General features: G+C 64.4%; 14 protein-coding genes. 3 read left to right on the top strand and 11 right to left on the bottom strand.

Going from position 1 to position 12,655, the window contains the following annotated elements:
- Positions 1-51 precede the first annotated feature (51 nt).
- From ACOOFO_RS01985 to ACOOFO_RS01975, 3 genes are all read right to left on the bottom strand, one after another.
- On the bottom strand, positions 52-1,149 hold the full coding sequence (locus tag ACOOFO_RS01985; protein WP_420427986.1) for an AI-2E family transporter: 1,098 nt from the start codon (positions 1,147-1,149) through the stop codon (positions 52-54).
- Between the two features lie 121 nt (positions 1,150-1,270).
- Positions 1,271-2,107: a methyltransferase domain-containing protein gene (locus ACOOFO_RS01980; RefSeq protein WP_420427985.1), complete on the bottom strand. Its 837-nt coding sequence runs from the start codon at positions 2,105-2,107 to the stop codon at positions 1,271-1,273.
- Entirely contained in the window at positions 2,107-2,919 is an 813-nt protein-coding gene (locus ACOOFO_RS01975; RefSeq protein WP_223054803.1) for a class I SAM-dependent methyltransferase, read from the bottom strand. The genes ACOOFO_RS01980 and ACOOFO_RS01975 overlap by 1 nt, the downstream gene beginning before the upstream one ends.
- 482 nt (positions 2,920-3,401) lie before the next feature.
- Between ACOOFO_RS01975 and ACOOFO_RS01970 the strand changes: the two genes are divergently transcribed.
- Positions 3,402-4,259, top strand: coding sequence for an SDR family NAD(P)-dependent oxidoreductase (locus tag ACOOFO_RS01970; RefSeq protein WP_420427984.1), 858 nt, complete (start codon positions 3,402-3,404; stop codon positions 4,257-4,259).
- A 3-nt stretch (positions 4,260-4,262) separates the two neighbouring features.
- Here ACOOFO_RS01970 and ACOOFO_RS01965 read toward each other — a convergent pair whose 3' ends face one another.
- A complete protein-coding gene (locus ACOOFO_RS01965) occupies positions 4,263-4,916 on the bottom strand; it encodes a hypothetical protein (protein WP_420427983.1) in 654 nt (217 codons plus the stop codon).
- Positions 4,916-5,215, bottom strand: a complete 300-nt coding sequence (locus tag ACOOFO_RS01960) for a MerR family transcriptional regulator (RefSeq protein ID WP_420427982.1) — start codon at positions 5,213-5,215, stop codon at positions 4,916-4,918. Before ACOOFO_RS01960 ends, ACOOFO_RS01965 begins: the two co-directional genes overlap by 1 nt.
- A 189-nt stretch (positions 5,216-5,404) precedes the next feature.
- Between ACOOFO_RS01960 and ACOOFO_RS01955 the strand changes: the two genes are divergently transcribed.
- Positions 5,405-6,250: a metal-dependent hydrolase gene (locus tag ACOOFO_RS01955; protein ID WP_420427981.1), complete on the top strand. Its 846-nt coding sequence runs from the start codon at positions 5,405-5,407 to the stop codon at positions 6,248-6,250.
- An 81-nt stretch (positions 6,251-6,331) separates the two neighbouring features.
- Here ACOOFO_RS01955 and ACOOFO_RS01950 read toward each other — a convergent pair whose 3' ends face one another.
- The 6 genes from ACOOFO_RS01950 to ACOOFO_RS01925 all read right to left on the bottom strand — a co-directional run bounded on the left by ACOOFO_RS01950 (position 6,332) and on the right by ACOOFO_RS01925 (position 11,638).
- Complete coding sequence (locus ACOOFO_RS01950) at positions 6,332-6,814, bottom strand: SRPBCC family protein (RefSeq protein ID WP_420427980.1); 483 nt, start codon at positions 6,812-6,814, stop codon at positions 6,332-6,334.
- Between the two features lie 27 nt (positions 6,815-6,841).
- Complete coding sequence (locus tag ACOOFO_RS01945; protein WP_420427979.1) at positions 6,842-7,588, bottom strand: SDR family oxidoreductase; 747 nt, start codon at positions 7,586-7,588, stop codon at positions 6,842-6,844.
- A gap of 17 nt (positions 7,589-7,605) precedes the next feature.
- Entirely contained in the window at positions 7,606-8,298 is a 693-nt protein-coding gene (locus ACOOFO_RS01940) for a histidine phosphatase family protein (protein WP_420427978.1), read from the bottom strand.
- On the bottom strand, positions 8,298-9,365 hold the full coding sequence (locus tag ACOOFO_RS01935) for a phosphotransferase family protein (protein WP_420427977.1): 1,068 nt from the start codon (positions 9,363-9,365) through the stop codon (positions 8,298-8,300). Before ACOOFO_RS01935 ends, ACOOFO_RS01940 begins: the two co-directional genes overlap by 1 nt.
- A gap of 3 nt (positions 9,366-9,368) precedes the next feature.
- A complete protein-coding gene (locus tag ACOOFO_RS01930) occupies positions 9,369-10,277 on the bottom strand; it encodes an alpha/beta fold hydrolase (protein WP_420427976.1) in 909 nt (302 codons plus the stop codon).
- Between the two features lie 116 nt (positions 10,278-10,393).
- Complete coding sequence (locus tag ACOOFO_RS01925; RefSeq protein WP_420427975.1) at positions 10,394-11,638, bottom strand: acyl-CoA dehydrogenase family protein; 1,245 nt, start codon at positions 11,636-11,638, stop codon at positions 10,394-10,396.
- Positions 11,639-11,747: 109 nt separating this feature from the next.
- Here ACOOFO_RS01925 and ACOOFO_RS01920 point away from each other — a divergent pair, with 109 nt between their 5' ends.
- A complete protein-coding gene (locus ACOOFO_RS01920) occupies positions 11,748-12,653 on the top strand; it encodes a LysR family transcriptional regulator (RefSeq protein ID WP_420427974.1) in 906 nt (301 codons plus the stop codon).
- The last annotated feature ends 2 nt before the right edge of the window (positions 12,654-12,655 follow it).

Genomic DNA, 12,655 nt, shown 5'->3' with positions numbered 1-12,655 from the left:
CTCCCGTGGGCAGGGGCGCATTATGCAGCAGTTGACCGTTCGGCCAATTCGCTAGGGCGCGGCGGCTTCCTTGCTGGAACCCTCGCCGGTATTGGCGGCGTCCTCCTGCCGTGCCCGCGGCCAGGCCTTCAGAATCGACGCCACCAGGGTGGCCAGCGGGATGGCAAAAAACACGCCCCAGAAGCCGTAGAGCGTGCCGAAGAACATCACCGCCACGATGATGGCTACCGGATGCAGGTCATTGGTCTCGGAGAAGATCACTGGTACCAGCACGTTGCCGTCCAGCGCCTGGATGACGCCATAGGCCACCACCACCCAGGCGAATTCCGGGCCGATACCGAATTGGGAGTAGGCCACCGCGGCCACCGGGAAGGTCACCAGGATGGCGCCCACATAGGGAATCAGGACCGAGAAACCCGTGATGGCGCCCAGCAAGGCGGCATAGTTGAGGCCCAGGATGGCGAAGACCACATAGGTCACCGCCCAGACGATGGCGATTTCCATGGCCTTGCCGCGCACGTAGTTCGCAATCTGCTGATCGACCTCACTCCAGACGCTCTGAATGAGGGAGATGTCGCGCGGGAGGAAGCCGCGCATCCAGCGCAGGATGCGCGTCTTGTCCTTGAGCAGGAAGAACACCATCAATGGCACCAGCACGCCATAGATCATCGCCAGCGTGATACCGGTGCCCACCATGTAACTGCGTGCCAGCACTTCGTCGCTCAGCCGCGAGAAGTTGATGTTCAGCCCGTCCGCGAATTCCTGCAGCTGCTGGGCCGAGAAGATGTTCGGATACTCCTCGGGCAGCGTCATCATCCAGTTCTGCAGCGCACGGATCACCGCCGGAATTTCCGTAATGAGCTGTGTGATCTGGCGGGTGAGCAGCGGCAGGATGGTGAACAAGCCGGCCATGGCGACCGTGACGAACAGGGTCCAGATGATCATGGACGCGGCCCAGCGCGGCAGGATGCGTTCCAGCGCGCCGGTGGGGCCTTCCAGCAGGTAGGCAATCACCACGGCTGCGAACACCGGCATGAAGGTGCCCGGCAGGAAGGTCACCAAGGCCCAGAACAGCAGCAGCACCAGCAACAGGCTGATGACCTGCGGGTTGGAGAGTTGTTGCTGGAACCAGTCGGTGATCGGTTTCATGGTGCGTCAGGAACGAAAAAGGCCGGACGACGATGTCGACCGGCCTCCAGATTGCCACGTCCAGGTGAATCCATCCTGACACGCCTGATCGTTGCCGATCAAAGGCGCAGCCGCGGTGGATCTATTGCTTGCGGAACAGGAAGATGCCCCAGGCCAGATAGCCGTTGTTGCCGCCGTTGACCCAATTGGTCAGGCCGGTCTTCATGCGCTCGATGTACGCGTCGCTGACCTTGCCCTTGAGTTCGGGTGCCATGCGGGTGAGTTCAGCGCGCACCCGGGCGTAGTGCCGCGGCAGCTGGTCGCTGTGGTTCTCGAAGCCGCAGTCCTTCATGCCGAGCTTTTCGGCCGTGCGGATGTAGAAATCCGGCGTGCCGAGGCTGGAAAGATGAATGCGTTCGAGAATGGGATCGAGCACGCCCTCCGGGCAGCTGTCTGCCGCCATCGGGTCGGTCATCACGAACTCGCCGCCGGGCTTGAGCACACGCGCCACTTCGGTGAGTACCTTCTCGCGCTCAGCGCTGTGCAGGATGGCGTCCTGCGACCACACCACGTCGAAGCTGTTGTCCGGGAAGTCGAGGTGCTCGAAAGCCCCATCGACCACATCCATCAGCGCATCCAGTCCCTGCTCGCGATTCATCGCCCGGTCGCGTTCGTTCTCGACCTCGCTCAGATTGAGCACGGTGCAGTGGCAGCCCACGGTTCGGGCCAGGTGGCGCATCGAACCGCCGTAGCCGCCGCCGATGTCGAGCACCTTGCTGTCCTTGGACAGCGTCTGCAGGCGCTCAGCCATGCGCTCGACGGTGCGGCGGCTGGCGTCAAAGATCGACTCGTTGTCGTCCTTGTAGATACCGACGTGAAGGTCTTCGCCACCCCAGACGTGGAAATAGAAATTATCCGCGTCCTCGCTGTTGTAGTAATCGCGAGCGGTGTTGATGGCTTCGTCGTCGTACTTCGACATTACGCCGGATCCCCGGTGTGGTAGTCCTTGTAGGCGACGTGGATGTAGAAGTCCGGCTCTTCTTCCTTGTGGGTTTCCTTGAAGTCACCGAAGGTTTCGATCTTCTGGAAGCCGACATCCTTCATGAGCCCGCGCGTGTATTCCTTGCGCAGCGGGAACATGTTGAGGTGGTACTGCGAGCCGTCGGGGAAGCTGTAGCAAAAGCGCGCCAGCCCGTCGTCGACGTGCTCGGGCTCGGCCGACACCTGGTCGCCGCAGTAGTAGTACTTATGTTTGGACGAGAAGCCCTTGTCCAGAATGCGGTCGTAGTTGCGCTGATCGAGGATCAGGATGCCGTCGTGCTTGAGCGCGGCGTAGAACTCGGCCAGTGCCTTGCGGCGATCGCGTTCGTCGAACAGGTGCGTGAAGCTGTTGCCCAGCACGATGACAGCGTCGTACTTGCCGTGTACATCGCGGTTGAGCCAACGCCAGTCGGCCTGCACCGTACGCAGGATCAGGCCGTACTTGCGCCCGTTGTCGAAGGCCATCGACAGCATCTCGGGGGCGCCGTCGGAGGTGACCACGTCAAAGCCCTCGCGCATGAGGCGCACCGAATGGAAGCCCGTGCCAGCCGCCGCGTCCAGGATCTTGTGCTTACCCTTCTCCTTCAGAAGATCGATGAAGAAGCGGCCTTCGGATTCGGCGCGGCTCTCCCAGTCGATGAGTTCGTCCCACTTTTCGGCGAAGGACTTGGTGTATTCCTCGGTGAAATGATCCGAGTCGCGGACGGCAATTGGATCCGCCCCAAAATCTTGCTTGTGTTCTGCTTTCATCGTTAATTCCCGTGGCGGTGCATGATCAACAACGAAACGCGGCCAGGGCGCTACCCAGCAAGCACATTTCGCCATCAGGGACGGCGGCCGCAGTGCGGCCGCGGCGCCTCGTCGGGCCAGAAAAATGGCCACAAACTCCCGTTACCATACCGCGGCTGGGTACGAAAGGAAACTTTCTCACGGCTCCGGCGCGCGCCTTCACCGCTGGGTTGTTGGCGCAAAGCCCCATGTGGCGGGCGTTGCCGATGGATGTGACGGTTTGCTGAAAAAATGTGTTGTCCACCAGTGGGATGGCATTCAGCGAGCCATGATGCGCAGACAAAAGCCTGCGCCGAAGCTGCTACATTGGGAATGCATGCTGCGGACAAGCGGAGTGATCGACGACCGTCCTGGGCGGCGCCTCAAAGGCGCCGCCGCCAGCTTGCGTGGCATGCACTCGGGGGTCGCACGGTGCGACGGACTATCATTCAGGAAAGGACACTATGAGCCGTCTTGCAAAGCGGTATCAGGGCCGGGTGGCGGCCATCACGGGCGCGGGTAGCGGTATCGGTCGCGCGCTCGCGCACCAGTTGGCGGGACTCGGCTGTCACCTGGCGCTTTCGGACGTGAACAAGGCGAGCGTCGACGCCGTTGCCGCTGAATTGGCCGATCGCGGTGTACGCGTGACCTCCACCGCTGTGGATGTTGCGGACAAGGCGCAGGTGCAGCAATGGGCCGAATCCACCGCGTCTGAGTTGGGCGCAGTCCACTTCATCTTCAACAATGCCGGGGTCGCGATGGGCAGCCCCATCGATGGCATGTCGGACGACGATCTACGCTGGTTGATGGACATCGACTTCTGGGGCGTCGTCTACGGCACGCAGGCCTTCCTGCCCTATCTCAAGCAGACCGGCGAAGGCCACGTGGTCAACGTGTCGAGCATCTTCGGCCTGATCGCTGTGCCCTCACAGGGGGCCTACAACGCGGCCAAATTCGCGGTCCGCGGCTATACCGAGGCGCTGCGTCAGGAGCTGGATATTGCCCACAGCGGCGCCAGCGCGACCTCGGTGCATCCAGGCGGCATCAAGACCAATATTGCGCAGGCGGCCCGCTTCACGGACAACATGGCATCCATGGGTGCCAGTGATGTCACAGAAAGCAAGGCGCGCTTCAGCAAGTTATTCATCACCACGCCGGAGAAGGCGGCCGACGTCATCCTGCGCGGCGTGGCACGCAACGCGCGTCGCGTGCTGATCGGACCAGATGCCTATGCCGTCGATGCCATGCAGCGGCTGATGCCGACGACCTATCAGCGTCTGGTCAGTGCCGGGGCGCGTCGATTGATGCAGGGCGGGGAGTAGGTTCTAGGCGCGGCTCTTGCGCCGGCCGCCAGCCTTCCTGGCAGCGCCGGCCGCGGTGCCCTTCTTCGCGGATGCTTTCCGGCTGGTGCTCTTCTTCGCGGTGGCGCGCTTGCGGCCCGATGCCTTGTCCGATACGGGGGCGGTGGCGCTTTCCGTCTCGCTGTGGTCGTGCAGATGGTCGAGCACGTAGGCCAGCCGGTCGCCCAGGTGGCGCGTGGCGGCGCGCTCCATGGCGCGCGCCACCTCGGCGTGCACCGCGACTTCCACCAGCGGGCGCAGCCGCCAGATCGCGTCACCCAGCGCGGGAATTTCGTCGGAGGGTGGCAGCCCCGGACCGAAGCGGTCGAAGATATGGTGCTCGACCAGCCGCACCATGTCATTGGCGGCACGTTCGACGTTGTCGCGCAGCTTGGCCACCACATCCAGCATCTCATCGAGCGGGATGCCGGTCTTCACCAGTTCAGCGCCGGCGCGGAGCATGCGCGGGCTGGGCGCGTAGAAGCGCGCGCCCTCGGAGCGCAGAATGCCCAGCTCGCTGGCCTTGACCAGCCAGCGCGGTTCGAATCTGCCGCCAAACATCTTCACCAGTTGCGGCAGCGTGAAATAGCCGCCCGTCTCATCGGTCCATGGACTGGTGACGGCGGCTTCCAGGCCCATCACCTGAGCGATGTCACGACCGTGTTCCCAGCTTCGAGCAGCTCGCCGATCGAGGTGAGCGTATAGCCGCGGTTGATCATCTGCCCGATGATGCGCAGGCGCGACAGATGCTCTGATCCGTAATAGCCGGTACGTCCGCGGCGCTCCGGTGGGGGGATCAGACCCCGGTCCTGATAGGCACGCACATTGCGTACCGTGGTGTCGGCAGCGCGTGCAAGCTGGTCAATGGTGTATTCCCGCTCCACCTTATGCGCGCTGATGGTGTCCGTTTCGGCATCGGCCGCGTTGTGACTGCTCATCGGTTCCACGGTCTCCAGACTCTGTTTCGTTGGCGCAAGCGATGCGATTGCTTGTCGCAACGCAGTCTACGGCACCGCGTATCGGAAACGACAACTGGACGGTGACTTTGACAGCGATGAACGGCATTGCCGGCCATGGCCCCGTGCAATATTGTCATTAATCAATGACACCATTGCAGGAGATTTGTGATGCAGCCCGTTCGGCGTGATCTGAGCTTTCCGATTGACAAGCAGAACATCCTCGACTGGCACCCGGCCGGCCGTCAGGTCGGTCTGTTCATGAACTGCATGTCCATCCTGTTCCCGGTGGGAGAGCGCTTCTTCATCAGCAGTGTGCGCAACTACCAGGAAGACATCACCGACCCCAGACTGCGCGAAGCCGTGCGCGCCTTCATTGGCCAGGAAGCCATGCATGGGCGCGAGCATGAGATCTATAACGCCGCGCTGCAGGAAGCTGGAATCCCGGCGGAGAAAATGGAGGCAGAGGTCAAGAGCCTGCTCGACTTCTTCCGCAGGCACACCCCGCGTGCGGTACAGCTCTCCGGTACCGTAGCGCTGGAACACTTCACCGCCATCCTGGCGCATCAAGCCCTGGACGATGCGCGCGTCGTGGGCGGCTCGAAAGACCCGGCCATGTCCGCAATGTGGCGTTGGCACGCCCTGGAGGAAACCGAGCACAAGGCGGTGGCCTTCGATGTCTACCGCGCGGTCGAAGGCAGTGGCCTGCGCGCCGAGGCCATCCGCTACGCGGGGCAGGTGCTGGCCACGGTGGTTCTGTTCAGCAAGCTGGGAGAGATGTATCTGCGTGCGCTGCGCGCCGATCCCGAAACCAAGCCCCTTGGTAGCCTGCGCGGCTGGCGTCAGCTGGGCGGTTTCCTTCTGGGGCGCTCGCCCGGAGTCTTCCGGCGCGCCTTCTTCGACTACCTCGACTATTTCCGCCCCGGCTTCCATCCGTGGGACCACGACAACCGCGCTTTCCTGAAGGAAATGGACGACTTCGTGGCGCAGGTGGATCAGCTCGCACGCGCAGCCTGATCACGCCGGACACGGTTTGAGCGACGCATGGCCCGTCGTGCGCAGGCACGGCGGGCCATTTCTTTGTATCGCGCTGCCGCCTCAGGCAGTGGCGAACTGGCGCTCGGTGCGCTTCCAGCCGCCGTTGAGTGCGTTGCCCAGCTGCAGTGCGAGCAGCTTGCCCAGCCCCGGAAGGACGGTGTCGAACCAGATGCGGTAGTCGATGTGGGTGCCACCATCGGCGTTGTCGCTGAATTCGATGCGCCCGAGATGATTGCGAATGGGACCGCGCGTCGCGGTGTACTCAATGCAGACACCCGGCTCGAAGGTCACGATCACTTCTTCAAGCAGGGTGAAAGGGCCGAGCTTGGCGCTGCGCACGGAACCGACACCGTTCGGGTCCTGGCCTTCGGTGGCGGTACCGGTGCGCTTGATCAGCGCGCCCGGCTTGGCCGCAAAGGACGGCGCGAACAGGGTTCCGAAGCGCTCGTGGTCGGCAAAGAATGCGAACACCGCGTCGCGGTCAAGGGCGGTGTCGGTGGTGAAATGCACCCGCTGCGGGCCCAGCTTCTGGGGTCGCGTCATGGTTAAGTCTCCGTTGATGGCAAGAGATCAGGAGAGGCGCGTCACCGCGCGCAGCGGCAGGTGACGCATCGCAGCCCCGATCGGGATCCACGGCCAGGGCGGAACCGAAGCTTCGGCCCGCTCCTGCTCGATGGCGCGCACCATAGCGCGGCATCCGGTTTCGGTGTCGACCATGAAGGGAGTGTTCTTCACCTTCTCGTTGATTTCCGAACGGATATAGCCGGGGAAGATCGTACTCACCGTAATCGGTGAATCCAGCAGCTCGGCGCGCAGGCCTTCGGCCAGCGCCGCCACGCCGGCCTTGCTGGCGGCATAGGTGGTCAGGTTCTTGGGCATGCCGCGGAAGGCGCTGATCGACGAAATGACCACCAGGTGGCCGGCGTTGGCCTCGCGGAACAGTTCCATGGCCGCTTCCATCTGCGCCAGCGCAGACACGAAGTTGGTTTCCGCCGTCTGCTTGTTGGCATAGAAATAGCCGGTGCCCAGGGGCTGCCCCTTGCCCATGCCGGCATTGACGATGATGCGGTCCAGGCCGCCGAGATCGCTGGCGAAGGCGCGGAAGGTTTCAAAGACGGCGTCGTGGTCGTTGACATCCAGGGGGCGGATGACGACGCGGCACTCGGGATGGTCGCGTGTCAGTTCGTCGCGCAGCGCCTCCAGGCGTTCGGTGCGGCGGGCGCAGAGCGCCAGGTCGCGTCCCTTGGCGGCGAATTCGCGCGCCATGCCGGCACCGAGGCCGGAGGATGCGCCGGTAATGAGGATGGATTTGCGCATGGTGTGTGTCCTGACGGTTAGCGGTAAGTGATCAGGTCGCGGTGCATGCCCTCGAAATGGGCGTGCTCGTTGAGCGTACTCAGATAGACACCGCGATCGGAATAGATCAGCTTGGTCACGCTGGCGTTGGCGATGGTCCAGTTCAGGCGCAGCGTTTCGCGCGTACCAAGCCGCATGAGTTCGGCGGCGATGCTGGTGATGACGCCGCCGGAGGTGAAGACCAGGGCGCTGCGACCCCGACCGAGGCGCTCGCGCAGATCGTCGCGCGCCGTGCGTGCGCGAGCGCAGAAATCGGGCCAGGTTTCGTTGTAGTCGTCGTCGTGGGCGCCGTCGACCCATCGGCCCACGGCCTTGCTGAACATGTCCTGGAAGGCGCGCCGTGGCTTCAGCGTACGCGCCATGTCCGCGGTCAGTGCAGCGTGGCTGGCATAGCGCGGCTCGAAGACGCGGATGATCTCGTCGTGATCGAACTCGTTCCAGCGCGCGTCGGTCTCCCATTCGGGCGGCAGGCCCATGGCCGTGAGCGCCTTGGCCGCAGTCTGCTGGTGACGCAGCATGGCGCCGGCCACTACCACATCCGGGTGCGGTAGCCGCATCGACAGCGCTTCGCCCAGGCGGCTGGCCTGCTGCATGCCGGTGCTGGAGAGCTGGTCATAGTCCGCCTTTCCGAAGCTCGCCTGGCCGTGCCGGATCAGATAGATCGCGCCCATCAGGTGGCCCTCCGGATCACGCCGCGGCAGCGCCAGTACAGGTAATGCACCAGGATCCAGATGTTGCGGAAGGCGGGATTGCGCGTCTGGCGATGGTGGTAGCGGTAATAGATCTGCTGCCCGATCACGGCCAGCCGGAACAGCCCATAGACCTCGTAGAAGGGCCAGTTGTCGGGCTTCCAGCCGGTACGCTCGCAGTAATAGGCGACGATCTCCTCGCGCGTCATCATGCCGGGCAGGTGTGTCGGCTGCCGTCGCGTGGCGCGCGCGATGCGGTCGTCGTCGGCCTGAATCCAGTAGGCCAGCGTATTGCCCAGATCCATCAGCGGATCGCCCAGCGTCGCCATTTCCCAGTCGAGGATACCGATGACGCGCGTCGGGTCCTCGGCGTTGAGTACGCAGTTGTCCAGCCGGAAGTCGTTGTGGATGACGCAGGTGGCCACATCCATCGGCCGGTTCGCTTCCAGCCAACGCGACACATACTGGAAACGCGGCACGTTCCAGGTGCGGGCGCTGGCGTAGCGCTCGGTCCAGCCTTCGATCTGACGCTGTACGTAGCCGGCTCCCTTGCCCAGGTCGCGCAAGCCGGCCTGATCCACATCCACGCTGTGCAGCGCAATGAGTTTGTCGATGGCCGAGTGGCACAGGGCCCGCGCCTGCTCGGCCGAGAAGGGGAGGCCGCGCGGCATGCCAGCGCGCGGAATGATGCCCTCAATGCGGCGCATGACGTAGAACGGGCAACCGATGACCGCCTCGTCCTCGCACAGCGCCATCATTTTCGGAACATAGGGATAGACCGGGTGCAGACCAGCCTGCACCCGGTATTCCCGCGACATGTCGTGCGCGGAGGCCGCCTTGGTTCCGGCCGGTGGCCGGCGCAGGATCAGGTCATGGCTGGGATAGGCCAGGCGATAGGTCCAGTTCGAGGCGCCGCCGCTGTACTGGGTGACTTCGGGGCGCCCGTTCAGGCCCTCGATGCGTGGCTTGAGCCAAGCATCCACGGCGTCGATGTCGAGGGCTTCCCCGTCGCGGACATCGCCCGCGACGTCAATGCGTTCGTTGGTCATGGATCAGTGTGCGAGTGCGACCGCCGGAGCGGGGGTCGAAATGATGGCGGCGAAGGCGTCAGGTGCTTCCAGATCCGGAAAATGGCCGGCCTGGTCAAAGGTCACCAGATCGGCCTGCGGGCAATGCTGGCGCACCGAGGTTGGTTTGGTATGACGGTGGGTGCGGTCGCGCCCACCCCAGATGACCGTGACCGGCAAGCGCGGCGGCGCATGCAGTAGGGCGTCATCGGCCCGCGTCTTGCGCATGCCCTGCACGAAGCTGGCAAAGCAGTAGCAGGCGCCCTGGTCAAGGGCGCGCAAGGCCATGTCGCTGAAGGACGCATGCAGGTTCCGGTCGGCCAGCGTGACGCGAAACCAGGCGGGCGGAAAGCGTCGCCGGCTGACGAAATTGAGGTACTGCCCCACCATCGGCGTGCGAATCGAGGTCTGCGTCGTGCGCGCAAACCAGGCCAGCATGTTGGCGTGATCCGGCGTCTGCAGCAGCACCAGACGCGCCAGGCGCGGGCCGAGCTGGCGGCTGGCGGCCAGGGCATAGAGGCCATTGATGGAGGAGCAGACCAGCGTCACCTGCTGCAGGTCCAGCGTTTCGATCAGGCCGCGGATTGCACTGGCGCCATCCTGCAGATCATGCCGATAGGCCATGCGCGGCGGCGAGAAGCCGAAGCCGGGCATATCGAAGACGATGACCCGGTAGCGGCCGCGCAGCCGTTCATAGATCGCGTCGTAGTGCGCGATGCCGCAGGGGCTGGCGGTGGCGATGATCAGCGGAGGCAAGTCACCACCGCTGTCGCGCAGGCACAGCCGGTCGCCACTCGGGAGATCCAGCCAGCGGGTGTCATCCGGCAGGACGGCGACCGCGCGTTGCTTGCGCAGCCCGTAATACATCACGGCATCGAAGGCTTGTCCCAGCATCGTCGTGTCATCTGCACCGGCAGGTGCGGCGTCTCCCCAGTGGGCATGATGCCGCCGCCTGTCGGCAAAGGCCAAGCGTGCCGCCGGGAGCGCCGGCGGCAAGAGCGTCTGCGCCCTCACTTGCGCGATCGGCTGCCGCTATGGCCGTACTTGCCCAGCTCCATGCGCGCCATCATGCCGCGGTGCACGGCATCCGGACCGTCGACGATGCGCAATACGCGGGCCTGCGCATACATGGCCGCCAGCGGAACGTCGTTGGAAACGCCGCAGCCACCATGCATCTGGATCGCTTCGTCGATCACCTGCTGCAGCACATTGGGTGCGACCACCTTGATCGCGGAGATCTCGGTAAGCGCGGCCAGTGCGCCGACCTGATCGATCTTCCATGCCGCGTACAGCGTGAGCAGACGCGCCTGGTCGATGGCGGCACGCAGATCGGCAATGCGCTCCCGGTTACCGCCCAGATGGATGATCGACTTGCCGAAGGCCTCGCGCGACAGCCCGCGCTCGATCATCAGCTGCAGGGCGCGTTCGGCTGCGCCCAGGGCACGCATGCAGTGGTGGATGCGGCCCGGTCCGAGACGCCCCTGCGCAATCTCGAAGCCCTTGCCCGGCCCCTGGATGAAGGCGCTCTTGGGCAGGCGCACATTGTCGAACAGCACCTCGCCATGGCCGAAGGGTTCGTCGTATTCATTGAACACCGGCAGCATGCGCTCGATCTTCACGCCCGGCGTATCCAGCGGCACCAGCACCATGCTGTGGCGGTGGTGGCGATCCGCTTCCGGGTCCGTCAGCCCCATGAAGATGGCGACGCGGCAGTGCGGGTGGCCGATGCCGGAAGACCACCACTTGCGGCCGTTGAGCACGACTTCGTCGCCCTCGACCGTAGCGGTGGCCTGCATATTGGTGGCGTCACTCGAGGCCACTGCCGGCTCGGTCATGCAGAAGGCGGAACGGATTTCCCCGCGCAGCAGCGGCTCCAGCCAGGTGGCCTTCTGCTCCTCGCTGCCGTACTTCCACAGCACTTCCATGTTGCCGGTGTCCGGCGCATTGCAGTTGAAGATTTCCGGTGCGATCAGGCTGCGCCCCATGGCCTCGCACAGCGGCGCATAGTCGACGTTGCTAAGCCCCGCGCCAACGCCCTCCTCGGGCAGGAAAAGGTTCCACAGACCTTCGGCCTGGGCTTCCTTCTTGAGCCGCTCGATCTCGGGATTGATCTTCCAGCGTGTCCAGTCGCCGCCGCGCTGGGCGTTCATCATCTCGCTGAAATGCGCCGCTTCCACCGGCGCAACACGCTCACGCATGAAGGTCTCGATGCGCTTCAAGTAATCCTTGGTCTTGGGGCTATGGCTGAAGTCCACGGTCGTCTCCTCTGACGGCAAAGCGGTACCGTACCGCGCAGCCAATCATGCATCCAATGATGGTTTTTCATGCTGACCCATGCACAAAGTGCATACTTGTCGTGTGCGCATGGATCTCAACCTGTTCCGCGTCTTCGACGCCATCTACCGCAGCGGCAGTCTGACGCGTGCCGCCGAGACGCTGAATCTGAGTCAGCCGGCCGTGAGCCATGCCCTGTCCCGGTTGCGCGATGGCCTGGGCGATCCCCTGTTTCGGCGCGAGGGTCGTGGCATGGTGGCCACGCCGCGGGCGCACGCCCTTGCCGCGGACGTACGCCAGGCACTCGCCCTGCTCGACGGCAGCCGTCAGGGCAGCGCCCCGTTCGAGCCGGCGCGCAGCACACGCCGCTTCATCATCGGCGTACGCGAAGCCATCGAGTCAGCGGCCTTGCCGGAGCTGGCGCAGCGCCTGCGTCAGCAGGCCCCCGGCGTGATCCTCGAAGCCGTCTCCTTCGCCCGCGAGACGGTGGCGCCTGCCCTGGCGCGTGGCCAACTCGATGTCGTCATCGATGTACCGCTGCCCTTGGGGAGCGAGATTCTGCGCACCCCGCTGTATGACGACCCGCTCTGCATCGTCATGCGGCGCGATCATCCGCTGGCGGCCGCGCCGCTGCGGCGGGACGACTGGCTGGCGGCCGATCACGTCGTTGTCTCGGGACGTCCAAGCGGACTGTCGCTGGAGGATGATGCGTTGCGTCGGGCCGGGCTGCATCGGCGTATTGCCCTGCGCTGCCAGAACTACCAGACCGCCTGCCGCGCGGTAGCCGCCAGCGACCTGTTGCTGGCGCTGCCGCGTCGAGTGGCCAGCACCCAGGCCGAACTCGCGCCGATCGTGCGATCCGAACCGCCGGTACCGCTGCCATCCCTGCGTGGTCAGCTTTACTGGCATCATGCCGCAGACGAGGACGCCGCCAACCGCTGGCTACGCGCACAGGTCTGCGCGGTCATGCAAGAACAACAGGCGCCCGCAGATTAGGA

The organism is Algiphilus sp. (assembly GCF_965216485.1).
GTDB lineage: Bacteria > Pseudomonadota > Gammaproteobacteria > Nevskiales > Nevskiaceae > Algiphilus.
The sequence above is the reverse complement of the archived record's forward strand: the minus strand, read 5'-3'. Positions and strand labels throughout refer to the sequence as shown.